The 25726-nt window shown below is 61.4% G+C and carries 22 protein-coding genes; 7 read left to right on the top strand and 15 right to left on the bottom strand.

Annotation, left to right across the window (positions count from 1 at the left end):
* The first annotated feature begins 15 nt into the window (after window positions 1-15).
* Window positions 16-1047, top strand: a complete 1032-nt coding sequence (locus tag ACE04I_RS03565; protein ID WP_046795008.1) for a glycosyltransferase family 2 protein — start codon at window positions 16-18, stop codon at window positions 1045-1047.
* 3 nt (window positions 1048-1050) lie between these two features.
* Here ACE04I_RS03565 and ACE04I_RS03570 read toward each other — a convergent pair whose 3' ends face one another.
* On the bottom strand, window positions 1051-2247 hold the full coding sequence (locus ACE04I_RS03570; protein WP_046795009.1) for a glycosyltransferase family 87 protein: 1197 nt from the start codon (window positions 2245-2247) through the stop codon (window positions 1051-1053).
* A 271-nt stretch (window positions 2248-2518) separates the two neighbouring features.
* On the opposite strand from ACE04I_RS03570, the gene ACE04I_RS03575 reads away from it, so the two are divergent.
* Both ACE04I_RS03575 and ACE04I_RS03580 read left to right on the top strand, forming a co-directional pair.
* Complete coding sequence (locus ACE04I_RS03575; protein ID WP_046795010.1) at window positions 2519-3757, top strand: glycosyltransferase family 4 protein; 1239 nt, start codon at window positions 2519-2521, stop codon at window positions 3755-3757.
* Between the two features lie 522 nt (window positions 3758-4279).
* Entirely contained in the window at window positions 4280-4456 is a 177-nt protein-coding gene (locus tag ACE04I_RS03580; protein WP_156176949.1) for a hypothetical protein, read from the top strand.
* Between the two features lie 136 nt (window positions 4457-4592).
* On the opposite strand, the gene ACE04I_RS03585 is transcribed toward ACE04I_RS03580, so the two are convergent.
* The 4 genes from ACE04I_RS03585 to ACE04I_RS03600 form a co-directional block, all read right to left on the bottom strand.
* Complete coding sequence (locus ACE04I_RS03585; RefSeq protein ID WP_046795012.1) at window positions 4593-5936, bottom strand: HlyD family type I secretion periplasmic adaptor subunit; 1344 nt, start codon at window positions 5934-5936, stop codon at window positions 4593-4595.
* A gap of 16 nt (window positions 5937-5952) precedes the next feature.
* Window positions 5953-8121, bottom strand: coding sequence for a type I secretion system permease/ATPase (locus ACE04I_RS03590; RefSeq protein ID WP_046795013.1), 2169 nt, complete (start codon window positions 8119-8121; stop codon window positions 5953-5955).
* An 11-nt stretch (window positions 8122-8132) separates the two neighbouring features.
* Entirely contained in the window at window positions 8133-10130 is a 1998-nt protein-coding gene (locus tag ACE04I_RS03595; protein ID WP_487206631.1) for a hypothetical protein, read from the bottom strand.
* Window positions 10131-10246: 116 nt separating this feature from the next.
* On the bottom strand, window positions 10247-11914 hold the full coding sequence (locus tag ACE04I_RS03600; RefSeq protein ID WP_487206632.1) for a hypothetical protein: 1668 nt from the start codon (window positions 11912-11914) through the stop codon (window positions 10247-10249).
* Window positions 11915-12542: 628 nt separating this feature from the next.
* On the opposite strand from ACE04I_RS03600, the gene ACE04I_RS03605 reads away from it, so the two are divergent.
* The 3 genes from ACE04I_RS03605 (at window position 12543) to gabD (ending at window position 15458) form a co-directional block, all read left to right on the top strand.
* Complete coding sequence (locus ACE04I_RS03605; protein ID WP_487206633.1) at window positions 12543-13364, top strand: helix-turn-helix transcriptional regulator; 822 nt, start codon at window positions 12543-12545, stop codon at window positions 13362-13364.
* Window positions 13306-13839 carry a hypothetical protein gene (locus ACE04I_RS03610; protein ID WP_487206634.1) on the top strand — a complete coding sequence of 178 codons (534 nt, stop codon included), beginning with the start codon at window positions 13306-13308 and terminating at the stop codon, window positions 13837-13839. The genes ACE04I_RS03605 and ACE04I_RS03610 overlap by 59 nt, the downstream gene beginning before the upstream one ends.
* Before the next feature lie 164 nt (window positions 13840-14003).
* Window positions 14004-15458: an NADP-dependent succinate-semialdehyde dehydrogenase gene (gabD, locus tag ACE04I_RS03615; protein ID WP_046795125.1), complete on the top strand. Its 1455-nt coding sequence runs from the start codon at window positions 14004-14006 to the stop codon at window positions 15456-15458.
* Here the strand turns inward: gabD and ACE04I_RS03620 are convergent.
* The 10 genes from ACE04I_RS03620 to ACE04I_RS03665 all read right to left on the bottom strand — a co-directional run bounded on the left by ACE04I_RS03620 (window position 15455) and on the right by ACE04I_RS03665 (window position 24893).
* Window positions 15455-16783: an MATE family efflux transporter gene (locus ACE04I_RS03620; protein ID WP_046795126.1), complete on the bottom strand. Its 1329-nt coding sequence runs from the start codon at window positions 16781-16783 to the stop codon at window positions 15455-15457. The two genes, gabD and ACE04I_RS03620, sit on opposite strands and share 4 nt — an antisense overlap.
* Before the next feature lie 24 nt (window positions 16784-16807).
* Window positions 16808-17386, bottom strand: a complete 579-nt coding sequence (locus ACE04I_RS03625) for a peroxidase-related enzyme (RefSeq protein WP_487206635.1) — start codon at window positions 17384-17386, stop codon at window positions 16808-16810.
* Window position 17387: 1 nt separating this feature from the next.
* Window positions 17388-17894, bottom strand: coding sequence for a CMD domain protein (locus ACE04I_RS03630; RefSeq protein ID WP_046795019.1), 507 nt, complete (start codon window positions 17892-17894; stop codon window positions 17388-17390).
* 13 nt (window positions 17895-17907) lie between these two features.
* Window positions 17908-18498 (bottom strand): DsbA family protein, encoded by a 591-nt coding sequence (locus tag ACE04I_RS03635; RefSeq protein WP_487206636.1) that lies wholly within the window; start codon window positions 18496-18498, stop codon window positions 17908-17910.
* A gap of 8 nt (window positions 18499-18506) precedes the next feature.
* Window positions 18507-19982 (bottom strand): NAD(P)-binding domain-containing protein, encoded by a 1476-nt coding sequence (locus ACE04I_RS03640; protein WP_487206637.1) that lies wholly within the window; start codon window positions 19980-19982, stop codon window positions 18507-18509.
* Between the two features lie 69 nt (window positions 19983-20051).
* Window positions 20052-21122 carry an ABC transporter ATP-binding protein gene (locus ACE04I_RS03645; RefSeq protein ID WP_046795021.1) on the bottom strand — a complete coding sequence of 357 codons (1071 nt, stop codon included), beginning with the start codon at window positions 21120-21122 and terminating at the stop codon, window positions 20052-20054.
* Window positions 21123-21125: 3 nt separating this feature from the next.
* On the bottom strand, window positions 21126-21917 hold the full coding sequence (locus ACE04I_RS03650) for an ABC transporter permease (RefSeq protein WP_046795022.1): 792 nt from the start codon (window positions 21915-21917) through the stop codon (window positions 21126-21128).
* Between the two features lie 10 nt (window positions 21918-21927).
* Window positions 21928-22908, bottom strand: a complete 981-nt coding sequence (locus ACE04I_RS03655; RefSeq protein ID WP_487206638.1) for an ABC transporter permease — start codon at window positions 22906-22908, stop codon at window positions 21928-21930.
* Between the two features lie 83 nt (window positions 22909-22991).
* Window positions 22992-24092 (bottom strand): extracellular solute-binding protein, encoded by a 1101-nt coding sequence (locus ACE04I_RS03660; protein WP_052760419.1) that lies wholly within the window; start codon window positions 24090-24092, stop codon window positions 22992-22994.
* Window positions 24093-24152: 60 nt separating this feature from the next.
* The gene (locus tag ACE04I_RS03665) at window positions 24153-24893 is read right to left on the bottom strand and encodes an aspartate/glutamate racemase family protein (protein WP_046795024.1); all 741 of its coding nucleotides are present in this window, start codon (window positions 24891-24893) and stop codon (window positions 24153-24155) included.
* Window positions 24894-25242: 349 nt separating this feature from the next.
* Here ACE04I_RS03665 and ACE04I_RS03670 point away from each other — a divergent pair, with 349 nt between their 5' ends.
* A complete protein-coding gene (locus ACE04I_RS03670) occupies window positions 25243-25704 on the top strand; it encodes an Lrp/AsnC family transcriptional regulator (RefSeq protein WP_046795025.1) in 462 nt (153 codons plus the stop codon).
* Window positions 25705-25726 lie beyond the last annotated feature (22 nt).

The following is a 25726-nucleotide window of genomic DNA, read 5'->3' on the forward strand; positions in this document are numbered from 1 at the left end:
GCCGGGTGCGCTCCCATGACGAATGTGATTGCAGGCGAAAAACCGTTCTCGACCATCAGCCTGATCGTTCCCGTCCATAACGAGGAGGCGGCAGTCGGGCCTTTCATTGAGGCCGTGCGCACCACGCTGGATCCGCTCTCGCGCCACGGCGTGTTCTTCGATTTCATCTTCATCAACGACGGAAGCCGCGACCGCACCCTGGAATGCCTGATGGAGGCGCAGGTGAGCGAACCGCGCATCCGCATCATCGATCTTTCACGCAATTTCGGAAAAGAGGCGGCGATGACGGCCGGCCTCGATGCCTGCGAGAGCGACGCCGCGATCCCCATCGATTGCGACCTGCAGGACCCTCCGCAGGTCATCCCCCTACTCGTCGAAAAGTGGCGGGAAGGCTATGAGGTCGTGCTCGCCAAGCGTGCCGACCGGTCGAGCGACGGGTTTCTGAAGCATTGGACGGCGTCCATGTTCTACCGGCTGCACAACCTGATCGCCTCGCAGCCCATCCCTGCGGATGTGGGAGATTTCCGCCTCATGGACCGCCAGGTGATCGAGGCGCTCAAGGCGCTCCCCGAGCGCCGGCGCTTCATGAAGGGCCTGTTTGCCTGGGTAGGCTTCAGGACGGCAACGGTCGAATATGTGCGCGAGGCTCGGGTCGCCGGCAGGTCCAAGTTCTCTGGCTGGCGGCTCTGGAATTTCGCGCTTGAGGGCATCACGTCCTTCTCGACGCTGCCGCTCGAGATCTGGACCTATATCGGCGCCGGCATTTCCGGCGTGTCCTTCCTCTACGGCGTCTTCACTATCGCCAAGACCCTGCTCTTCGGCGTGGATGTCCCCGGTTATGCCTCGCTGTTGGTCAGCATGCTCTTCCTCGGGGGAATCCAGATCCTGGGGATCGGCATCCTCGGTCAGTATCTCGGCCGCGTCTATTCGGAGATCAAGCAGCGGCCGATCTACATCGTTAGGCGCAGGATCGAGGCCACCACCACGCCCAGCCTCAAGCCGGTCGCCATGGGGCGCAAGCCACGCCGCTACGCTTCCCTTTCATGAAATTTACTCTGCCGGAACAGAGGATTGCGCCCGTCTGAAGACCGCAGCCTCGCTGGCCCGATTGCTCCAGATGATGATGGCGATGCAGATCGCGACAAGCACGAGCGTCCGCGAATGGACGAGCAGCGGAAAATCGATATCGCGAAGCAGCCTCTGCGGGATGAAAAAGAGGACCGCCATCGCGGAATAGAAGCCGAACCTGGCGAAACTGCCGCTTTCCAGCACCATCAGCAATCCGTAGCTCCACAGCAGGATGACCGCCACATAGTCATAGTCATGGGCATAGAGGAAGGTGAACGAAAGCACGAGCAGAGCGTGGATCGTCGTCGTTCGGTTCAGATAGCGTCGATATCCGTAGAGAAGGCCAAGACCCGCCAGGCATGAGATCACCATCAGCATACGGCTGGGTGTAAAACCATGCGCCACCAGCAGGCTTTCGAGCCCCACCACGAAGGGTGATCCCGGCGCGTTGATAGCGACGCTCGAATATCCCCCGAGTGAGGTGAGCCAGCTTTCGAAGGGTACGAGAGGACCGAACATGAATGCGCCAGGCACGATCATCAGCGCGGCGAGCAAACCGCCGACCACCAGCACGCCGATATTGAGCGACAGGATGAGCCACAAGACATAAAGGATGGACAGCTGCGGCTTGAGGGTCGCGATCCCGAGCAGGAGGCCCGAGACGAACCAGCGGCCATTCCGCAGAAAGTGCCAGGATAGAAGCAGCGCGGCGGTAACCGGCAGGGTCATCTGTCCCTGATAGAGGCTGGTGGCCGTATAGGGATTGCCGATGATGAGAGCCAGCGCCAGCGCCTGGGCGATCGTCATGTTCCTAAAGCTGTCTATATGCAGGAACCAGATATTGGCGAGATAACAAAGGATCGCGATCGAAATCAGGCTGATGGCGATATGAAGCCAGAGCGCGGCGGACTGCGGAAGGAAATTATAGGCGGCGATGACCGAAAGCGAGTGCGGCGGATAGGAATAGGGCTGCGGCGAATTCATCAACGCCAGCCAGGGATCAGCCCCGTCCATAAAGAGCGTCCCGCTGCGATAGAAGACGAGGAAGTCGTCGCCGATCGGGGCGGCCTTCAGCATTCCCTCTATTCCGATCGCGTAAAGCATCGCGAACGCGATCGCGAGGATGCCTGCGGAGACGAAGCCGTTGGAAACGAACGGGATGCGAGCCACCTTCATCATGAGCCCTCGCCGACGGAAGCACGACGGATGCCGTTCGGCATCCCTATCGTTTGATAGCGGCGGAAAGGGATCACGACGAGTGCTTCAATAAGCGTAGCCTAAGCCTTATGGCGGGCTTGCGGCTCTGCGCAACACGCATACTTCCAAGAGATGACCCCTGGTGATGTTCCTGAAACCGGGCAGACTTCGATATGATCGAGACGATGGGTGGAGCGCCGCCGTCATCGAACTTCCGCGGACATGTTCGGGCACGATAGTTCAGGGGATCCGTATGAATGACAATCTCTCCGATTTTGTCGTGATACCGGAGAACGCTCCGCTGCGCTTCCGGTCGCGGCTGGGCTTGATGCCCAGCGAAACGCCCCGCGTGGCCTTCATCGCAGGGCCTGGCGACGTCGCCGGAACGTTCGATCATTGGATCGAGGGGCGCTTCGACCCGCGCACGCCCGTGGTCGCCTATTCGACGATGTTCTACACGCTGATCGAGAAGCTGCAGTCCATGGCGCTCATCATCTCGGAACCGGAAGGTCTGCCGAAGCATCGCGACCCTCGCTTCCGTTTCGTGAGGATCCCGCGCGATCGGCCGAACGGCAGCTTTTCCTATCGCAAGGCGAGCCTCGTCTTCAGCCGGAATGTGGCCCGTGAATTGAAGAAATTCGAGCCTCACGTCGTCCTGCTCGGTGTCGACACCCCCTGGTGGTTGATGCGCTCCATTCCCAAGAGCACGCGCGTCGTACTGACGGCGCACAACAATTTCTGGCCGATGGGGCTCAAGTCGGACAGTCTCAAGGATCGGTTGAAGCGGCGGATGACGAGCATGTCGATGCAGCGCGTCTGCTCCGGCGTCTGCACCTCCGAGGAAACCAGACGGCAGGTCACGGAACTCCGGCCCGGCGCCGGAACCGGCCTCTATTCGGAAGTACCGCAGGTCCTTTCGAAATTCCTGAGGGTTCCGCGCCGGCCGGAGCAATTGACCCGCATCCTGTTTCTCGGCCGTCTTCAGGAGGAGAAGGGGGTTTTCGATCTTCTGGCCGCCTTTGAAGCCGTGGCGTTTCGAAACCCCGGCCTGACCCTGGCTTTCGCGGGCACCGGAGAGGTCGAGGACGAATTGCGCAGGCGCATGGCATTATCCCCGCACCGGAGTCGGATCAGCATGCTGGGACAGCTTAGCGCGGAAGACGTGCACCGGGAGCTCGAGCGCACGGATCTCCTCGTCTGCCCGACCCGAAGCACGTTTCCCGAAGGGCTGGCGCTCGTGGTGGTCGAAGCGGCTGTGCACGGCGTTCCTGCGATCTTGAGTTCGGTCGTGCCCGCGAAGGAACTCGTCGCCGAGGCCTGCGTGGAGTTTCCCGCAAACGATGCGCAAGCTCTGACCTCGGCGCTGGCCTCGCTGGCGAACGACACCGAAAAACTGCACGAGCTGCAGGACATGCTCGCCAAGGGCCGGCAGAAGTTCTTCGATCGCTCGCTTTCCTGGGGCAGCCAGCTCTACAACGCTTTCGTGGCGTGACGCCGCGCACGAAAAAGGCCGGTCACCGAAGCGGCAACCGGCCGTTTCACCCCGCCGAAACCCAAGGCGTTCTGCTCAAGTCCGCCGGTTAAGCCTAGCACAACCTCGCAGCCCTGGAATTGCAAACCGGCAACACCCGCACCGCAATTTCCTGGCGGGAGCCCGCGGGGCATAGACCATTCGATTGAATTGACTTTGGGATGCAACCAAAAGAAAATTACCCTGCCAAAACAGTCCAATTGAAGGCTCGAACGGGAAAAACGGTCGGGCCTTCATCTTTTTGGTGTAAATGACGTCGGCCTTGCCGCGTGATATCATTTGCCGGAGACCTTATGGTCTCACGTTCAGAACGTACTGTCCTTTGGCACCTCCGGCGAAATGGGAGGTGAGGTGCCATTCCCATAAGGACAGATCGCATAGCATATGGGCCATCGGCCTTTCTCCATCGCATGCGCATTTGTCTTTTTGGACACTCTATTTCGGAGCAGCATCAAAATGCTCCACCTGACGGAGGAGGACAAAATGCACGCCAATCTCCTGAAAAGGATGACGTTCCATTGCGCCGGCTGCCATCACGCCGTGGCTATCCACGATGATGAGCTTCTGGACAGCGAAGATATTCTCTGGTGCTTCCGATGCGGAGCAAGGCTGGGATCCTATACGAGCATCAAGGAACAGCAGAGGCCGGCCAAGAACTGAGCGATTCCGCGCGATGGAGATAGCCAGGGTGAGGAGGCCCCGGCATTTCCCGCTCGTCGGGCCGTGGCTGTTCAAGTCGTCCCCGTGCATGCAACCTGCGGACAGCCGCAGGTCACTTCCTTTTTTCTTATGCCCGTCAGCGTTCGGCGAACGCCCGCGACATGCTGTCGGTGATCGGCTTCACGAGATAGCTGAAGAAGGTTCTCTCGGCCGTCTGGATCATCACCTCGGCCGGCATGCCCGGCTGGGGCGTGAAACCCCTCACCCTGGCGAGCTCCTGCGACGAGACGTTGATGCGGGCGATGTAGACATCATGGTTGTTGGCAGGGTTCGCCTTGCTGTCTTCCAGCGCATCGGCGGAGACATAGATGACGTCGCCGTAGATCACGGGGGTCGTGCGCTGGTTCAGCGCCACCAGACGTATGCTCGACGTCTGCCCGATCTTCACGCTGTCGATCTCGTTGCGGGGAACCTTCGCCTCGATGATCAGCGGCACTCCCGCCGGCAGGATTTCCATGATCCCCTTCCCGCTTTCGATGACGCCGCCGGTGGTGTGATAATAGGTCCGCACGACAGTGCCGGAAACCGGCGCCACGATCGTGGCACGCCGCAACACGTCGTCCGCTTCGCGGAACTGCTCGCGTACGGCATCCCGCTCGCCCTGAATGGACTGCAGCCTGTCGAGTGCCTCTTCCCGGTAGGTATCTTCGGCGCGCGCGATTTCCTGCTGCTCCTTCAGCAATTGCGCACCGGTTTCGGCGACCTCGGCTTCGAGGCGGCCTATCTGCCCTTCGGCATCGGCGATCGCTCTCTGGAGTGCCTTGACCTCGGTTGCCCGCAGCAGGCCTTTGGTCAAGAGAACGCGTTTGGTTTCATACTCATCCTTCAGGAGCGCAAGTTGACGGAGAACCGCTTCCTTCTGCCTGCTATAGCCTTCGCTGCGGAATTCCAGCGCCTTGATATTCTGCCGCAACAGGGAAAGTTCGGTGGCGAGCTTGAGGCGCTGGGCCTTGAAGTTGAGCTGTTGTGTCAGCACCAGCGAAGAGACATCCTGGTCGTCTTTCAGGTCGCCTAGGAAATCCGGAAGCGTCATCGTATCGGCAGCCTCCGATTGTGCGGCGAGCCGGGCAGCCGTCGCCTCCAGCCTTACGCGCCGCAGGAAAAGCTCCTGCTTCTTGGCCTTCGCCGCCGTCTCGTCGAGCAGTACGAGCGGCTGGTTCTCGACCACCTGGTCGCCCTCCTTCACGAGCAGTTCCTTGATGATGCCGCCTTCGAAATGCTGAACGACCTTGTTGCGGCCGGTCGCGACGAAACTGCCCTGCGCGATCACCGCGGCCGCGAGCGGCGCGGTCGCTGCCCATGTTCCGAACCCGCCGAAAGCGACCGCCACCAGCACGACCCCCGCGGTCGTGTGTTTCCAGATCGAACGCGGAACCTCGGAATACCACTCGATGTCGTGGAGCTTCGGACCTTCAGGCATCTTCACCTCCCACTCCCTATTGTAGCTGATGGCCGAAAGAGCCGTTCTCGATGCTGATACCGCGCGCCTCGATCGCCTTCAAAACCTCCATGCGCATGCCGAACAGCGCGACCGTGCCGTTCACGACGAGGAGGATCTTGTCGACCGTATTCAGGAGTGCCGGCCGCTGGGTGATGGTGGCGACCGTGATCCGGTTCTCCTTGGCATGCTGGAGCGCACGCAGGAGCGCCGCATCGCCCGCACCGTCGAGGTTCGAATTCGGCTCGTCCAGCACCACCATGCGCGGGTCGCCGAAAAAAGCTCTCGCCAACGCGATCCGCTGCTTCTGGCCGCCGGAGAGCGGCGAGCCATCCGTCGCCACCACGGTCTCGTATCCGTGCGGAAGATTGGCGATCATCTCGTGAACGTCGGCGAGCATCGCGGCCCGATAGATCTGCTCGTCGGTGGCATCCTGCCGCATGCGGGCGATGTTCGCCTTGATCGTTCCGGGGAAGAGCTGCACATCCTGCGGCAGGTAGCCGATGTTTTCGCCGAACTGCCGCTGGTCCCAATTACGCAGGTCCATCAGGTCCAGCCGCACATTGCCCGAAGTGGGCAGGATCGAGCCGACGAGCATCTTTCCGAGAGTCGTCTTGCCCGCTCCCGAATTGCCGATGATGGCGAGCGAATCCCCCGGTTGCAGCGAGAAGGAAATGCCGTTGAGCACCACGCGCTTGGTTCCCTGCGGCACGTAAAGCAGCCTCTCGACATCGAGGCGACCCTCCGGTTTCGGCAGGTTCAGCCGCTCGAAATTGAGGGGCGATGACTTCAGGAGCGCCGTGATGCGGCCATAGGCGGCGCGCGACTGGCTGTATTGGTTCCAGCCCTCGATGGCGCCTTCGATCGGCGCAAGCGCGCGGCCGGCGATGATGGACGCGGCGATCACCATGCCGCCGGTAAGTTCGCCCTCGATCGAAAGATACGCGCCCCAGCCCAGCATGGCGATCTGGGTGACGAGCCGGCAGGCCTTCGAAATGGATGCGATGGTGATGTTGCGGTCCTGAGCGACGACCTGCGACCTCAGCGATGAGGCCGTGTCCCTTCCCCAGATCTGCACGGTCTCGGGGATCATCGCCAGCGCGTTGATGATCTGCGAATTTCGCGACATGGATTCGAGATGAAGATTGGCCTTCACCTGGGCCGTATTGGCCTCCGCGAAGGGCTCGGCCGTCATGCGCTGGTTGACGAGCGTGAAGGCGAGCAGCAGAAGCGCCGTCAGGACGACGATATATCCCAGATGGGGATGGATCAGGAAAACGGCGAGCACGAAAACCGGCGCGATCGGCGCATCCAGGAAGGACAGCAGGGTTCGCGAGACCAGGAAGGAGCGAACCTGCTGCAGGTCCCCGAGGATCTGGTACTCCTTCCCGTTGCTCTGCAGCGAGGCGCGGGCGGCAGCGCTTAGGATGGGAGCTCCGAGCTGCGCGGCGACCTCCACCGCCGTCCGCATCAGGATGCAGCGCCTCAGCGCGTCGAACGCGGCTTGCAGGATGACCGCCGCCACGATGATGATCGTCAGCATGACCAGCGTGTCGAGCGAGCGGCTCGTCAGCACCCGGTCGGATATCTGGAACAGATAGACGGGGATCGCCAGCACGAGGACATTGCTTGCAACCGTGAACAGCATCACGAACGCCAGGTTCGTCCGCACGGCATCTATGCCGGCCTTGAGGCTTGCGGAAAAGTCCACCGGCTCGAGCCGCTTGTGGAACTTGCCGCCGCCTCCGCCCGATCCGGGTCCGCCACCGGCGGCGGGCGACTTTCCGGGAGGATTGCTCTCGGTCCTGAGCGGCCCCGTATCGCCCTCTATCGTGACCATGCCTTCGGCGCCTTTGGCCTCGGCGGGCTGTCCGCCGGCCGGTTTCGGCCGAACCTCGATCTCGGGCTCGACAACCCGTTCGCTCGCAGGCATAGGCAGGATATCGGCTATCTGGGAATTTTCAGGTGACCGCGCCGTATTCGGTTGTGGGCTCTTGGGTTCCAATCGGGATATCGTTGCTGAACTGGTGGCGGTATCGGATGACAGTTTCAGACATTCTTCCACAGCGCGCTCCAGCTTTTCATAGATGTCCTCGCTTTCAGCCTTGGGACCCGGTTGTGAATTCGGGATTGAGGGCGCTTCGGCCCGTTTTGAAATCTCCGACATGCTTCCCCCCATCATCCGAGCACATGCTGCAGTCCGTCGTTCTGGTAATGACTGTCGTGTTCGGGCGCCGGGAGGCCTTGCGCATCGGTCTCGGCGGTCAGCATGGAGTCGTCCAGGAAAACCACCGCTTCATTGACGAGTTCATTGGGATCGCGGGCGGCGAGTTCCGGATCGCTCGAAATCAGCTCCGCCTGAATGAGCGTTTCCTGGGAGTACTGCTCCCCGCCCACATAGGTCTTGCCCATGGAATCAAGATCGAGGATCGCCGCAGTGTTGACGAGCGTATTGTCGCCCGTCGAAACCGACCAGGACGCATCCGGATGAGGATTGACCGCGTTCATCGCGAGCGCGATCTGGTCGTCGTCCCCCACGATCGTGGTCTGGCGGATGTATTGGATGTTGAGCAGGTCTCCGCTGATATAGAGCACCCGCAATCCTTCCATTCCCGCAAACGCGGGATCGGTGAGCACGCCGTTGGGAAGGCTGTTCCTGCCGGCGGCTATCCCGTTTGCCGCATCGAGATAGGCGGAAGGAAGCGCGTCGAACCGGTCCGCTCCGCCGATATTGTAGATGTAGGCCTGGTTCCACAGGAGGTTCCCCGCGCCGGAGAAGGCTCCCTCCCCCGTCGTCTCGAAGCCCGAGACCGCTCCGACGACATCATTGTCGAACAGCAGGTTGAACTGATGAATGATATTGGCATCATATACCGAACCGCCGACGATGATCAGATCGTAGGAGAGCCCGAGCTCGTAGAGCGAGACGTGGTTCGTGCTCGTGTTATCGCCGGCGATGACGCTTGTCGTCACGCCTGACGACGACAGGATGCCGATATCGTTGTCGGATACGAAGATATATTGCTCGAGCCAGTTGGCGATCATCAGATCGCCCTGGATCTCAGTGATCGCCCAGGCACTGGGGAAGCCGCCGGTGACCGGTTGAGCGCCGGTGTCCTCCGACGAATCCATGCGTTCGAAGGTCGCGATGTTGAAGATCTCGTTGGCTCCGGCGCTGTTCGTCCAGCTCTCGATCGCGGAGGTGATTGCGTCCGTATCCCAGATCGCATTGGTCTGGATGATGGCGTTGATCTCGAAATGGTCGCCGAGAACCGCGGTGACGGTCGCGGCGGTCCAGAGGTTCTGCATCACCGCGTTGTTGACCACGGTATTGCCGCCGGCGACGACCTCCACCGAGACGTCGATGGTGACTGTTCCATCGGCATGCACGACGACATTGGGCGCGGGGCCGTCGTCGGTATCGTCGTCGCCTTCTTCTTCGTCGTCGAAGGAGTGGTAATCGGAAAGTTTGGGCGCCTCGGTCACCAGCTCGCCGTTGACATAGATGCCTTCGATGGTCGCCGCCTGATGAACGAAGACTTCCATCGGGCTTTCCGCGCTGGCCGTCCAGTTCTTCAATTGCGAGGCTATGGTCTCGATGAGCTCGATCAGTTCATCGCCGGAACCCGGCATTTCAGGGTCGCCGATCGGCGATAGGGACAGAATATCCTCCGCCGCCTCGAGCAGATCGGTATCGTTCACCGGTTCCGGATTGAAGGCCAGGCCGCTGCCGCCGACATTGAAATAGTCGTCATCGGAAAGGCCTGCCGCCTGCACCATATAGTTCGCGACCGATCCCGGCGGATCGATCTCCAGCGTGACCGACATGCTGCGCGGACCGGCCGGACCGAGATCCCTCGGCAGGTCCATGCCGGGATATTCGCTCGGGCCATCCACGACGGGGATCGGCGGATGCTGGATATGCGACAGAAACGCCGGATGCGTGATGGGCTTCACATAAGCGGGCGCCTTGTAGCTGACGCCGGGATCGAAGCCGAGAAACTCGAAAGGCGCTTCGAAGTTGGAATCGAAGACCGGCTCGACGCGCAGGTGATGCTGCGGCACGTGATAGGTGAAATCGGTATAGGCCTCGCGAAGGCGCACGTCTTCGATGGTTGTATGAAACAGACCGATGAAGTGGGAGATTTCCTCGGTGATCTTGTCCATCGTCGTCATGACTGGAGCCTTTCGACTGCCGTCTTTCAATGATTTCCGGGAACAGATGGACTGCGCAGGCTGGCTGCGCAGTCCGGGAGGTTATGATTTGTCGCTAATCACGACGAAGACGAGCGTTACACGGTACCATCGTCGTCTTCACCAACCGTGGTGCTGGTAAGGTCGCCGCCCACGATCGTCATGTCGATGGCGTTCTGCTGCAGGTTCGCGCCAAGCACGATTTCCTGGTTGAACGCGCTCGTTTCGACGAATGCATCGGCAGAGGCGCTGCTTGTCCCGGTGACGTAACCGTCGTCGCCGTTGTTGGAACCCCAGGTCCCGCCTGCGCCGCCGGCGCCGCCAAAACCTGTTGTCGCTATGCCACCAGCTCCACCGGCTCCGCCGGCTCCACCGAAGGCCCAGCCGCCCATACCGTCGCCGCCGGTACCATCGGCCCATGCCCCGCTCAGTGCATTGCCGCCGTTGCCGCCGCCAGCCCAAGCGTCACCTCCATATGCGTCTCCGGTCGTTGCATCGCCGCTCATCGCGGCTCCGCCGATACCTGACCCACCGGCACCACCGGCGCCGCCCGTGCCAGAACCAGTGCCAGCACCGGAGCCCGTGCCTGTGCCAGAGCCGGTGGCATCGCCACCGCCGCCGCCATCACCGGCACCCGAGGCACCGCCGCCAGCCCCGCCATTACCTCCTGCGGGATCGCCGGCATCGCCACCGGTATTGCTGCCGCCGTCACCACCGGTGCCGCCGTCTCCAGCAACCGCAACGATCGGATTGACGAAGCCCAGATTGAGGCCTGTCAGGTTCGTTGCATCGCCACCGTCAGCATCGCCGCCGCGGCCGGCATCGGTTGCATCGCCGCCGTAGGAATCACCGGCGTCGCCACCATCACCACCGCTACCTGCGCTATTGCTGCCGCCGGCTGCACCGGCGCCGCCAGCTGCCAGGCCGGCACCAAGCCCGAGGCCGAGACCAAGGCCGAGGCCTACGCCATGGCCGCCTTCACCACCGCGAGCACCTGTGCCGCTGCCGCCGGTCGCACCGCCGGAGCTTGCACCGCCGCTAAAGCCGGAGCCGCCTACCGCTGTACCACCGGCCCCGGCACCACCAAGTGCGGTGGACGCCGCAGTGCCACCGGTACCGTCACCGCCGGCTGCGAAGCCGCCGAGGGCGCCACCGCCTTCGCCGCCGTCACCGCCATTGGCATCGGCATGGCCGCCGCCGCCGCCACCGCCGCCGCCGGCATCGATGCCGTCGGAAGCAACCGCGACACCGCCTTGCGGATCGGAGTCCTGGGTGAACCCGCCGGTATTATCGACGGTGGCATTCGTGAGGGTGTCGTTGTCCTGAATGTTGGCAACCTGGCTGAAGACATTGCCCACGTCGTTGCCGCCGCCGGTCAATGCGCCGTTCAGGATGTCTGCCATTTGGATATTGAACACGCCATCGACCGAACCGCCTTCATACACATCGATGTCAGCGAAATCGTCATCTGTCGGAAGATAGTCTTCCATGCTCACGCCGACATCGACCGTCACATCGACCGTGGTTTCGTTGACGTTCTTGTTGAAGTTGGCGTTCAGATTGCCATTCAAATTACCGTTGAGGTTGCCGTTTCCGTTGCCATTCAGGTTACCGTTGTAATTGTCGGACTCGCTGCTCTGGCTCTGTTCCTGGCTCTGCTCCTCGCTCTGCTGCTGCTGTTGTTGTTCGCGTTGCTGCTGTTGCTCCTGCTGTTCCTGACTGTCGTCATCGAGAAACGTGTCAAATGGGTTGCGTCTGTCTACCATGACTGTGTCCTCTGTCTCGCCGCGACAGCGTGACCGCCATTCATCTTCTTGGGGTCTTTGCCTGCGGCTGTTGAAGTGGAATCAGGTCTGCTTTGGCATCGGGGCGCGCGTCTACGCGACCGTTCGCCGGTCTCTTCTTGCGATGTCTGATTTTTTTCTATTCCTCCCTGCATATCCGAGAGGGCTGAAAGCTCGGTGGTCAGCACGCGATACGCTGGTTCCTGACCATACCCGACGCAGTGCCGCGTTCGACCGCGACCCGTCCCGGAACGGAGGCATACTGTGGCCTCATTGGCTATCAGTTTTAAGGTGATAGTTAGAGCTAGCGCGACCTGGTGAAGCAATCTCGCGCATAGGCAGATGGTCTAGACAGCGCCCCAGCAAGAAGAAGTAGTCAAAATCGGCGAGCCTTCTCCCAAAGTATGCTCCGATCTACATCGAAGCAGGAAAAGCGGCTCCCAGTCACTCTTTGTTCCGCATTTTCCGACTCTGAGACAGGTTTAGTCCATTGTTCCATAGCTCTTTTGGTCTATTCCCACGGGCCGGGCCTTGGATTACGTTTCTCTAATAAAAGAGGTCAGCAGCGCTGCGCGGATTGGCTTCGTGGAGATAGGGAGGGGCTTAAACCATGCAGATTCCGCAAGACGTCCTGCAAAATCTCAATGCGGATCTTGCTACCGCCGCCTTGAGAAAAATGAATTCTTTCCGCACTTTGCTCTTCATCTGTACGCCGGGTACGATCTCGAACGCGATGGCGGCCGCCATTGAAAGCGAGTTCCCCTGGCTCTCCGTCCGGACCGTTCCGGACTTGAGCCTCGCCTTGGCGGAGTTCGAAAACCCTGTACAACTCGTGCTCGCCGATATCGATTTCGCGCGTCCGCTCAAGGATCACTGGTCGACCTTCGCTGAGCGCCATCCCACCGCCTCACTCGCGCTCGTCGGGATGGATGACGTGGCGATAACCGAGGATCGGCTGGCGGCGATCGATCCCCAGATCGTTCGCGGCATCCTTCCCCTCTCCGTCAATCTCGACGTCTTTCTTTCCGTCCTGCGCATTATCCTGAAAGGCGGCACCTACTTCCCCTCGATCGGCTATCGTCCGTCCGTCGCGACCGCGTGGGACCGGAGCGAGGGCCGGCCCGGGCGGGAGCATATGCTGTCGGAGGGCGAAACGCCTTCCCTTCGCTCGATCGACAAGCTGACGAAACGCGAGAACGAAATCCTCGCCAGGATTGCCATGGGCAATCAGAACAAGATCATCGCCGCCGCGCTCGGGCTTTCCGAGCACACCGTCAAGATCCACATTCACAACATCATCACCAAGCTCGGTGTGCATAACAGGACCGAAGTCGTCGCCCTCTATTTCGAGCACAAGCGCAAGGAAGCCCTCGATGCACGCGACCAGAACCCTGGCCAGGACAGTAGATCGACCTCGGGCGACGATAACTAGGTTCCGGGACGTCCTGCTCCTTCTCGGGCAACTGAACTATACTTGGACGAATACCGAGAGCCTGCTGATCCATATGATCGCCGGCCTTGCCGGGGTGGACAAGGAAACCGCGATCGTCATCTTCCTGACGCTCAACACCACGCGCGCCCGCATCGATCTCGTCGAGCGGCTCACCAAGATGCAGAAGACCCCGCCGGCCTGCCGGGTCGAGGTTCTCGAAGCGACCCGTCGTCTTTCGGAGGAAGCCAAGCTCCGAAACAAGTATAATCACTGCATCTATTCTTTCGATCCCGACAGCGGTCTCGGCCTTACCCAATCCATGCGGATCTTCGAAAGCAAGGACGAGATCAAGTACGGAAAGATCGAGAAGCTCGACGAGCAGGAGATCGGCCGCATCAGGGAAAGCATTACCTCGCTCGCCGGGATCAACCGCATGTTCTGGGATATCACGGAGCGTTACGGCTTTCCGAAATAGCCTGCTCTCCTGTCGGAGCCACGGTCCGGTCTGATCTCGAAGCCGGAAAAATGCCGGACACGGTCTTCCTCATTTCCGAAAAGACGTCAGATATAATCCGGCACGCCGTTCTCGGGCGGCGCGCGATATCTGCGCTTGAAGCGGAAACAAGGAGGATACCCGCCATGAAGCTGAAAGAACCATCGCTCTTCCGTCAGGCAGCCCTCGTCGGCGGCGATTGGATCGAGGCGGCAGCGGACAGCGCCATCGCGGTGAACAACCCCGCCACCGGCGAGATCATCGGCCGAGTGCCGAAGCTCGGCGTGAAGGAGACCAGGGAGGCGATCGAGGCCGCGCGGCTTGCGCAGAAAGGCTGGGCCGCCCGCACAGCCAAGGAGCGCTCCGTAATCCTGCGCAAGTGGTTCGACCTGATGATCGAAAACAAGGAGGACCTCGGCAAGATCCTCACACTCGAGCAAGGAAAACCTCTGGCGGAGGCGACCGGCGAGATCGTCTATGGCGCAAGCTTTATCGAATGGTTCGCGGAGGAAGCACGCCGCGTCTATGGCGACATCGTTCCCGGCCACCAGCCCGACAAGCGCATCATGGTGATGAAGCAGCCGATCGGCGTCGTCGCGGCGATCACGCCCTGGAATTTCCCGAACGCCATGATCACCCGCAAGGCCGGTCCCGCTTTCGCGGCCGGCTGCGCCATGGTGTTGAAGCCGGCGTCTCAGACACCGTTTTCCGCCATCGCCATCGCCGTGCTTGCCGAGCGGGCCGGCCTGCCAAAGGGCCTCTTCAGCGTGCTGACCGGTTCGGCATCCGAGATCGGCGGCGAGATGACCGCCAATCCGACGGTACGCAAACTTACCTTCACCGGTTCCACCGAAATCGGCGCGCAGCTCTACAAGCAGAGCGCGCCCACCATCAAGAAGCTCGGCCTGGAACTCGGCGGCAATGCGCCCTTCATCGTCTTCGACGATGCCGATCTCGAGGCCGCCGTCGAGGGCGCGCTGATCGCCAAGTTCCGCAACAACGGCCAGACCTGCGTCTGCGCCAACCGCATCTATGTCCAGGATGGGGTCTATGAGGAGTTTTCGCAGAAGCTTGCCGCGGCTGCCGGAAAGCTGAAGACCGGCGATGGCTTCGACGAGGGCGTGATCCTCGGCCCGCTGATCGACAAGGCGGCGCTGGAGAAGGTCGAGGAGCATGTGGCCGACGCCACCGGCAAGGGAGCCCGCGTCGTCATCGGCGGCAAGCGGCACTCGCTCGGCGGCACCTTCTTCGAGCCGACCGTCCTGGCCGATGTCACAAGCGAGATGATCGTCGCTCGCGAAGAGACCTTCGGACCAGTCGCCCCGCTCTTCCGCTTCAAGGACGAGGCGGATGTCATCGAACAAGCCAACGACACCGAGTTCGGCCTTGCCTCCTATTTCTACGCCAAGGACCTTGCCCGCGTCTTCCGGGTGGCCGAGGCGCTGGAATATGGCATGGTCGGCGTCAATACGGGGCTGATCTCCACGGCCGAAGCGCCCTTTGGCGGCGTCAAGCTCTCCGGCCTCGGACGTGAGGGGTCGAGATACGGCATCGAGGAATTCCTCGAGATCAAATATGTCTGTCTCGGCGGCATTGCTTAGACGGGGACCGTCTCCGGAAGAGTGCGCTGAACCAGCCGAGGCAGCATCCAGCGGAACGCGATGCTGCGCGCGCTCTGGAAGAGGATCAGCGAAATCCAGAGCCCATGATTGCCGAAGAGCGGCTGCAGGATCGCCCAGGCCGCGAAATAGAGGGCGAGCGACAGCAGCATGAGGTTGCGCATCTCGCGCGACCACGTCGCGCCGATATAGATGCCGTCCATCTGGAAAGCGACGACGCCGAAAAGGGGCAGGAGCGCTGCATAGGGAAGGAAGGTCAGCGAAAGCGCCGTGATCGTCGCGTTCGGCGAGGCAAGCCCGATCACCCACGAGCCGCTGAGCAGGAAGGAGAAGGAAACGACTGCTCCGAAGACGAAACCCCATAGCGTCGTCAGCCGCACCATCCGGTCGAAGGCCGGCCGGTAGCGCGCCCCGACCGCGCGCCCCGCAAGCTGCTCCGCGGCGGTGGCTATACCGTCCAGGAAGGCGACGCCGAAGAAATAGAAACGCAGCAGGATGGTGTTCGCGGCAAGTATCTCGATGCCCAGCATCCCGCTCTGCCGGGTGAAGAATGAGAGCCCGATCAGAAGCGAAAAGGAGCGGATCATCATGTCGCCATTGACGGCAAAGAGCCGCTTCACGCTTTGGAGGTCCGGCAGCTCCCAGGAATGGCGGTCGGTCCTGAGCACGATGAGCCACAATCCGGCGAGCGCCGTCACCGCTTCCGCAACCAGGCCTGCGAGCGCCACGCCGGCCACGCCCCAGCCGAGGCCGAGCACCCACCAGAAGCTCAAGACGAGGTTGAGGCCGTTCAGCAGCGTCTGCAGGAGCATCGCCGTCAGCGCCTCGCCGCGGCCTATGATCCAGCCGAAGATGACGAAATTGAAGAGCACGAAAGGTGCCGACCAGACCCGCCAGCCGAAATAGGTTCGGGCAGCTTCCGCGACCGCGCCCTCGGCCCCGAGGACTGCAAGTCCGCCAACCCCGATGGGCACGTGCAGGAGAAGGATGAGAAAACCCGAAACGATTGCGATCAGCAGGCCGCCGAGCAGCATGCGCTGCTCGAAACGCCGGTCGCCGGCGCCGAGCGCCTGCGCCGTGAAGCCGGTGGTCGCGCCGCGCAGGAAGTTGAAGGAGATGAAAAGCACGTCGAATATGACCGCGGCGAGCGCCACGCCGCCGATCAGCGCCTCGTCTCCCAGCTGCCCGATAACGCCCGTCGCAACGAGGCTGACGAGCGGCGTCGAGATATGCGCCACCATCATCGGAATGGCGATGCGCAGCACCTCCCGATGGGTGACGTCGAAGGACCGCGCCGGGTCCGACATGCTATGGGCGGCTTCCCCGGACAATCAGGTCTTCCGGAGTGGTTCGCCGAGCGTATGCATCAGCCGGTTCGCCCATCCGAAGATCGCGATCGAATGGATGAGATCGAGGATTTCGAGATCGCTGAGGCCCACTTCGCGAAGATGATAGAACTGGTAGACGCCGACATTGTCCGGATGGGCGGTGAGATCGACGCCGAAATTGAACAGCGCCTGGTCATAGGCTTCAAGATCGGCATCGAGGCCGTTCTTGTAGATCTCGTCCACCACCTCCGGCCGTTTCTCGAGCTGGATGAAGCGGTTGGCATGCACCGAGGCGCAATAGATACAATGGTTGACGAAGGAGGCCGCCAGCGCGCCGAGCTCGCGGCCGCCGCGCGAAAGCCCGCCTTCGCTGTACATGATATCGTTGAAGAGCGGCGTGCGCTCGGCAAGCGTCTCGGCCTCCTGCGCCAGCACCAGCACATAGGCCGAAACCTTGGTGTTCGAGGGCGTCACCTTGAGCGCGTCGAGCTGTTCGGGCGTCGCCTTTTCAAGCTCGACCGGCTTCAGATAGGGGTTCCATTCGAGCGGCTCGAGCGTGAATTCGTGCACGACGTCAGACATGTCAGTTGTCCCTCAGCATCTTCAGGCCGGCCACCACCAGCACCTGGTAATTCACGAAAGCAATCAAACCCGCAAGCGCCACGATGTCCCGGTCGTCCAGCCCGGCGGCAGAAAGCGCCTCGATATTGCCGCGCGTCGCCTGCTTGGGAGTAAGCGTTACGAGATCGACATGGCGCAGGATCGCGGCAAGGCGGCTTTCTCCATCGGCCGGCATCCAGGCTGGATCGACGATCGACACTATCTCGTCCGCACCGCCTTCCTTGGCGATCAGCTCGCGGTAATGGGACGCGAGTTCCGTTGATTTCCAGAGGCCCGCCATGCGGGCGGCGAGTGCGGCACGCTCGGCATAGGAGAAATTGCGCGCCTCTTTCGGTCGGAGCGCGGCCTCGTAGCTCGCCTGCGTCAACTGCTTGAGCTTCGCCCGCTCGTTACGAAGCGCGGCAAGCGGCGAGGAAGGGTCAAGGCCGAGGACATGGTCGATCACGTCCGTCGTCGGTGCAGTCGTCATGAAAAAGGTCCTTTCAATCTGCCGACAGGGCTTCGTCGAGGAAACTCAGGCGATCCTGGCCCCAGTAGAGCACGTCCTTGTAGATCCAGGTCGGCGTGCCGAAAACGCCGCGGCAGCGGGCCTCCTCATGGCTGTCGAGCCAGGCCTGCATTATCTCCGGCTCATCCTCCATCGCCTGCAGCTTGGGCCCGTCCAGACCGAGGCGGTTCGCGACTTCGATGCGCACGTCCGGCAGCGTCACGTCCTTCTCCTCGCTCCACAGCGCATGGAGAAGCGCATGGCTGAGTTCGAGCGCCGGCAGGCCGAGCCGGTCGGCTGCGATCACCATACGCGCCGCGAATTCGTTGTTGGTGGGGTAGTATTTCGGCTTCAACACCAGCGGCATATTCAGCCGCTTGCGCCAGCGGTCGAGTTCCACAGCGTGATAATCCTGGCGCGGCTGCGGACGCGAGCGCAGCGGCACGCCGCCGTTTTCCGGCACGATGCGCGTCGGGCGCACCACGACGTCGAGATCGTGCTTCTCGATCAGCGCCTTGAACTGCGGCCAGCCGAGATAGGCCCAGGGCGAACTGAGCGCGTGGTAGTAATAAACGGTCTTGCGCATGGCGTTCCTCAGGCGGTCTTCTGTTCGGGTTGCTCGGGCAGGTCGGCATCGGCATCCACCCATTCCGATCCGTCGAGCTCCGGCTTCTCGTAGTCGAGAAGCGCCTGCCAGTGGTGGTGGATATCACGGATGAAGAGATGAGCGGCCACGCCGCGGGCAAGCCATTGAGCACCCTCGCTGATCGCCGGAATGTCGCCGCTCACCTTGCCGAGGCTCATCGTGGCGCCGTAGTTGAAGCAATGGATATCCTTCAGCCACGGAGCCGTTCCCTTCTCCTTCTCGGTAAACGAGAAATCGTCCTCCAGCCACGGAAAGCGGCCGAGGCTCGGGTTTTCCTCGCCGGGCAGCGGAGTGATGCGGTCCTCCCAGCAGGCGATCTTGTCCCGATAAGGCGAAAGTTCGCTGCGTGCGAGCGGATCGACGGTGAAGCCCGTACCGAGGATGACGAAATCGGCGTGAAAGACGCGTCCGTTCGTCGTCGTGATGACGACCTCGCCGCCTTCCTCGCGCATGGACTGGATGCCGCAATCGAAATGGAAGTAGGCGTTCGGGTGCCGGCTGACGCGTAGCGTCGAATTATGAGGTGCCGGCGTCTGCTGCTTGGTGGAATAGTCCATGATCCGCCAGCGCCATTCCGGCGAAATCTCCGGGAAACCAGCCGTCACCCCGTAGGAGCCGATGCCCATCAGCTTGTTGATGGTCGGCATCTTCTTGCGGCGGGCAAGCAGCCGCACCTCGCCGGCACCATTCTCCAGTGCTTCGGCGGCATTGTCGACTGCCGAGGCTCCGACGCCGATCACCACCACGCGCTTGCCCTTAAGCGCCTCGAAATCGATCTCGTCGGAAGAATGCGCCCAGGACTTGTGCCTCCGCATTCCCTTGACGAAATCCGGAATATCGGCCGCGCCGAGCCCGTCACGGCCGGTCGCCATCACCAGCTTGCGCGTCAGGATCGAGGGGACGGCGCCGCCAGCCACCTCGAGTTCCAGCAAGCCGTCCTCGCGCGGAACAACCCGCGTCACATGAGTGCCGTTCTCCACCGGGATCGACAGCACCTCGCGGTACCAGTCCAGATAATCCATCCACATCGGCCGCGGGATGCGGAAAAGCTCCTCCCAGGCGGGCACGCCATAGAGCGCCGTGTACCAGGCGCGGAAGGTGAGCGAAGCCATACCGTGCGCTGGCCCGAGCAGGTTCTTCGGCGAACGGAGCGTTTCCATCCGCGCATAGGTCTTCCATGGACCTTCCTTGCCGCGGGCGGCGCGATCGACGATGCGCAGGTTGCGGATGCCGACCCGGTTGAGCGCGAACCAGGCCACCAGGCCGCACATGCCCCCGCCGATGATGACCACATCGCTGACCGGCTTGCCATCGACCTCGGGCAAGGCCGGCGACCAGTTTGCCGGCGGATAGTTCAGGTAATCCAGGTCCTGCTTCACGCGGGCATTGAGCTCTGCAAGCCTCGGATCATCGAGAATGGTCATCATCCAGTCCTGTCGTTCAAGGCCGATCGCCCGGCAGCCGAGCAGCCAGTCATCATCATTTGTTCAGCTTCAGTCGGCGAGCGCGACGGCGTCTTCCTCGCGCCAGCCGATCCACACCCGGTCGTCCGTGATCCGCGACAATGCCACCGGATCGAGCTGCGCCGCGATCACCTGGCCATTCGGAAGCTCGATCGTCAGTGAGGTGTGGTCGCCCTTGAAGAGACGCTGGGTAATCCGCCCCTCGAAGGCGAGCTTCTCCGCGGGCTTCGCTGCAAAGACGGATACGGCCTCGGGCCTAAGCGCCACAGCGACACGGCTGCCGGCCTGAAGGTCCTGACCGTTCAAGCCCGCATGAACGACGCTGCCGTTCCATTCGATCGCGGCGAGACCACCTTTGGTTCCCTTGAGCGTCCCTTCGATGAAATTGCTCTCGCCGATGAAGTTCGCCACGAAGCGGCTGCGCGGCCGCGAATAGAGCGTGTGGGGATCGCCCATCTGCTCGATCCGGCCGCTGTTCATCACCACGATCACGTCGGACATGGTGAGCGCTTCCTCCTGATCGTGGGTGACGAAGATGAAGGTCTTTCCGGTCGTCCGCTGAATGGATTTCAGCTCCACCTGCATCTGCTGGCGCAGCTTGGCATCGAGCGCGCTCAAGGGCTCGTCGAGAAGCAATACGTTGGGGTTGGGCGCAAGCGCCCGCATCAGCGCCACGCGCTGGCGCTGTCCGCCCGAAAGCTGGGCCGGCATACGGTCGGCGAATTCCTGCAGCCGCACGAGCGAAAGAAGCTCCATGGTGCGCTTGTGGATGGCCTCCGACGCAAGCCCCTTCAGCTCCAGGCCGAAAGCCACGTTGCGGCGCACGCTCAAATGCGGAAAGAGGGCATAATCCTGGAAGACGATGTTGACGTTGCGCTTGTTGGGCGGCAGCCGGCTGATTTCCTTGCCGTCCAGATAGATCTCGCCGGAAGTTGGCGTCTCGAAGCCGCCGAGCATGCGGAGCGTGGTGGACTTGCCGCAGCCCGACGGGCCGAGCAGCGTCACGAACTGGCCGGGCTCGATCGAAAGGTCGAGACTGTCGACCGCGATCGAAGAGCCGTAATGTTTGTTGACGTTGCGGAATTGAACTACGGGCTGCATCGGTCAGGTCCTCGAACGGCGGGTGAAGTGCTCGGCATAAAGGCCGACGGCTGCGGTCACGATCAGCACCAGCGTCGCCATGGCATTGATCTCGGGAGACATGCCGCCCTGCACCTTGGCGAAGATCAGCATGGGGAGCGTGGGCTGATAGCCGCCCAGGAAGAAGGTGCGAACGAAATCGTCGATACTGGTCAGCACGCAGAAGATCATGCCGCCGACAAGCGCGGGCGCCAGGAAGGGAATGGTGATCCGGATGAAGGCTATGAAGCTATCGGCGCCAAGATCGCGCGCCGCGTCTATGAGATTGTTCGGCATCGACCGCAGCCGCGTCAGCACCATGATCACCACGAAGGGAACCGCATGCACGGTATGACCCAGGATGATCGCGCCCGTTCCGGTCGGAATGTCGAGCACGCGAATGAAGATGCGCATCGAGATCGCGTTGATGAGGCCCGGCACAACGGCGGGAAGGCAGGCGAGCGCGAAGATCGCAGCACGCCCCCATATGCCCTCCGCCGAGATCAGAAGCGCGATCCATACCCCCATGATGGTGGCGAAGATCGTCGTCATCAGCGCGATGAAGATCGAATAGCCGGACGCCTCCAGGAACTGCTTGTCCTGCACCACCTTGGCATACCAGCCGAGCGTCCAGTCGCCGATCGGAAAGGCGATGAAATTGGCGTCCTTGAAGCTCATCGCCGTCATCAGCGTAAGCGGCAGGAGAAGATAGATGACGAAGACCCAGTAGGAGGCCTGGAGCGCGGTCTTCGGTGCATCGGAGAAATAATGGCGCATGGTCTTCTCCTCACATCAGCCGGACCGAGCGCCCGCCGGCGACCCGCATGAAAAGGCCTACGGTCGAAAGCGAAACGACCAGCATCAGGATGGAGAAGGCCGCACCTTCCGGCCATTTGTCGCTCGAACCGTGGAAGAGGCTGGCGATGATTTCCGGAAAGATCACCGAGTTCGGGCCGCCGAGCAGCAGCGGCGCGGCGAACACCCCGATCGAGGTCAGGTAGACCAGGCTGCAGCCGGATACGATCCCGTCCTTGGAAAGCGGCAGGATGACGCGGCGGAACCTCTGGAACGGCCCCGCCCCGAGATCGGCCGCGGCATCAATAAGCTGCGGTGGTATCTTCTCGATCGCCGAATAGAGCGGCAGAAGCATGTAGAGCGCGATCAGGTAGATCACCCCGAAGCCAAGCGAAAAGTAGTTGTAGAGGAGCGGTATGGGCCGGTCGATGAAGCCGATCTCCCGCAACAGCACGTTCACCGCGCCGCGATTGGCAAGCAGCATGATGACCGAAAACGTGCGGATGATTTCTCCGGCCCAGAAAGGGATGAGCAGCAGGAGCAGTGCCCGGGTCCGGTTCTGCGGCTTGATGATCTTGGCGACGTAATAGGCGACCGGATAGGTGACAACCAGCGCGGCCACCGTCACCACCGCCGCAAAGATCAGACTGCGCACGAAAGGCAGGAAATAGAGCGGCTCCTGGAAGAACAGCCGGTAATTGTCGAGCGTATGGACGGGGCCTTCCGCCGCCGGCGGATAGTTGTCGAGTAAGCTGATGCGGGCCATCTGGTAGATCGGGCCGACATGAAGCACGACGATCCATGTGAGCGGCACGGCGAGCAGCAGGATGAGCCTCGCCCGGGTGCTGTTGGCGATCAGGCCGACCGTGGCCGAATAAAGCCCCGAGTTGGTGATCTTCCCTATCCAACCGGCATAAGCCGGCCCGGCGCGGGGCGCCGAGGTTCCTGTCTCGGTCATGCTGCTATCGACCATTTCATCTGTTCCCGGACTTCTCTTTTATCGGCCGGCCTTCATGGAAGGCCAGCCTGTTTGGTGCGATCGGGGCGAGTTGCCGGTCAGGCGGCTTTGATTTCCGCGGTGGCCTTGTCGATCATGTCGTTCTTCATGTCGCGGTTGACCGAGCTGAAGAACTGCACCCGCTGCATCTGCTCGTCCGGCAGGACGTTGGCGGCCCGCTCACGCTCGTCCAGCACCTTGTCGACGCCCGCGAAAGCCGAGGCGAAGCCGGACTGGCGGGTCATCGCGGCGCCGATCTCCGGTGAGGAGAGGATCGCATCGAGGAAGGTATAGGCCGCATCCGCGTTCGGCGCATTGTTGACGACGTTGAAGGAGTAGAGGAACCCGTAGGTGCCCTCCTTCGGAACCGAAAGCTCGATCGGATGGCCATCCATGATGAGCTTCGCCGCCGGACCGGACCATGCCTGCGCCACATAGATGTCCTCGTTGACGAACATCTGCTGCACTTCTGAGCCCGCGTCATAATATTTGCGGACCTTGTCCTTGTGCTGGATCAGGTAGTCGCGGGCCTTGTTGGTCGCCGCCTGCGCGACGTCCGGCTTGTCTCCGTAGGTCACGTAGTCGCCGTCGTCGCCCAGATAGCGCATGGTGATCGAAAGGAAATCGGAAATGATATACGAGGTGAGGCCCTTGTATTCCTCTTCGAACATGATGCTCCAGCTATCGCTGGCCTTGGTATAGTCCGTGTTGCGCACCAGGCCCTCGAAGCCGGCGAGCAGCGGCACGCCATAGGTGGAGCCGTCGATGGTGAGCTGCGGCGCGCCGGTATAGGCGGGAGCGAGATTGCCCCAGTTCTTCAGCCGTCCGGTATCGAGCTTCGCCAGAAGATTGGACTTGATGAACTGCGAGACGCGGTGACCCGTGACGGTCACGATATCGGTCGAGGGCGAGGCGCCCTCGGCCGAAAGCAGGTTGTACTGCTTGCCCTGGTCGTCCGTCAGGCGCACGCGCACTTCGATGCCCGTATCCTTCTGGAATTGGTCGATGAATTCCTGCGGAACGAACTTGTCGTAGGTCGTGATGTTGACGACCTTGCCTTGCGCGAAAGCCGGGCGAATGACCGCCGGCGCGGCCAGCATGCCGGTACCGGCGGCGAGAAGCTTGAGGGTGGAACGGCGGGTTTGCCTGAAGTCTTTCATGTCACTCACCTTTTTTCTCCTGTCCGGGTTCTTGACGGCATGCAGACTTCACACCCCCAGCTAGTGTAACGGCGCTGCCAGCCCCATTTCTCCCTTGGCCGAACGGATCGGCTCAAGCGAAATCCCCACTGCCGCATCCGCGTGCAGGAGGGTGGAATCGAATGTCGGGATGTCGAAATCCGCGGCGCTCACCAGAAGGCCGATCTCGGTGCAGCCCAGGATGACGCTGTCGGCGCCGGCGGCCTTCCCCTTTGCGACGATCTCCTTGTAGCGCCGGTGCGACGTATCCTTCACCACGCCGCAGCACAGCTCCCCGAATATGATATCGTGCACATCCTGGCGGTCGTCGGCATCGGGTATCATGACCTCGAGGCCGAAATTCTCTTCCATGCGCTTGCGGTAGAAGTCCTGCTCCATCGTATAGCGGGTGGCGAGCAGCAGCGGACGGCGGCATCCCGCATCGGCGATCGCTTCACCGGTCACATCGGCAATGTGGATCAACGGCACCCCGACGGAAGCCTGCACCTCGTCCGCCAGCAGATGCATCGTGTTGGTGCAGATCAGGATCATATCCGCGCCCGCCTGCTCGAGTTCTTTCGCCACCTTGCTCAATTCACCGGCTGCCTGCTCCCAAGCCCCTAATTTTTGAAGGGTTACGATATCGTGAAAATTCACGGAACGCAGCACCACATCCGCAGAATTTAGACCGCCCAATGCTTCTCGTACCTGCTCGTTGACCCTGCGGTAATAGACGGCGGTGCTTTCCCAGCTCATGCCGCCGATCAGGCCTATCCTTTTCATTTTCCATCCCTTTGATTTGTTGTCTTGGTCCTGGGACGATATCCAACAAACACGGAAGGCTGGTTGCTTTTTTCACCCCGTAATGGGATTATTTTGTAAGATCATCCTAATTCCAATGGATAGACGAGGATGTTTATACAAATCAGGAGGAATGTTTAAATCATAATCACAAAGCCTGAAAATTGGGCCGGCCTCCTGGGGTGAGCTGAGAAATCGAAAGCGCCTTCCGCCGGGGTTATAACCGCCGAAGCGGCCCGGAAGCCAAGAAGCCATCTTCATACGACAGCCGCGAACTGAAAAAATTCACCTACGAAACCGCAAGAATTGAAAATCTGTCCCGGAGGCGAGCATGTTCGACCACATCGACCGAAAGATCATCGAGATACTCCAGCAGAACGCCGAAAAATCGGTGGTCGAGATCGCCGACGAGGTCGGACTTTCCCACACGCCCTGCTGGCGCCGCATCAAGCGCATGGAGGACATGGGCCTGATCCGCAGCCGTGTTGCGCTGATCGACCGCCGCATGGCGAACGTCCCCATGACCATCTTCATCTCCGTGAAGGTGCCACGGCACACCACTACCTGGCTCGATACATTCCGCAAGGAGATCCGCGACATTCCGGAAATCCTGGAGGCCTACCGCCTGACCGGCGAGACGGATTACCTGCTGCGCACAGTCGTTCCCAATATCGACGTCTACGACCAGGTCTATAAGAATCTCATCAGCCGGGTGGAGTTTTCCGACCTCAGTTCCTCGATCGCCATGGAGGAAATGAAGTTTACAACCGCCTTGCCGACGAAATACATGTAAAGCCTCCCGCCCAGCCGCCCCT

This window comes from Rhizobium moroccans, from assembly GCF_057559155.1.